Source organism: Vibrio sp. 1288 (genome assembly GCF_033344475.1).
In genome coordinates, this window is record NZ_JAWPOX010000899.1 from 1 (window position 1) to 571 (window position 571).

Here is a 571-nt window from a genome sequence, read left to right on the forward strand (position 1 = left end):
GGCTAACGGCGGGTATTTGATTTTACCAGCGAACCTCATTTTGGCGAATCCCGGATATTGGCCGAGCATTAAGTCTGCCATTCAAGGAAAGCCAGTAAAACCCTTGAATGTAAGCCCTACTCGACTACCTATTTTAACGGCCGATGAAAAAGAATTTGACGTTAAGATTATTGTTACTGGCGATCGTAATCAATTGGCCGACCTTGAGTATGTTGACGAAGATTTTTCAACCGGCCTAACGATGTATACCGAAGTTGAAGAAGATATCCACTTATCTGCAAGTAACTTAGAGTTGTATGTAGGTTTGGTGAATTGGATTTGTTCGGAGTACGGTTTCCCATCGTTGGATGAAGGTGCTTTTCAACGGTTACTATTAGCAGGCATGCGTTTAACTGAGGACCAACATTATTTGCCTTTAGGTGTGATGTGGCATTGCCAACTACTTAGCTTAGCTGCTCAGTTTAGCGATCAAAATATCATTGATTATGTGGCGATAGATAAAGCCATCGACGATAAATATTATCGAGAGTCTTACCTTCCTCAACGTGCAGTTTATGACATTCTTGATGGT

At 41.5% G+C, this 571-nt stretch carries 1 protein-coding gene; it reads left to right on the top strand.

Annotated features, from left to right (window positions below):
- Positions 1-571, top strand: a 571-nt coding sequence (locus R8O11_RS29985; protein WP_318195231.1) for an AAA family ATPase, incomplete at both ends; no start/stop codon positions are given.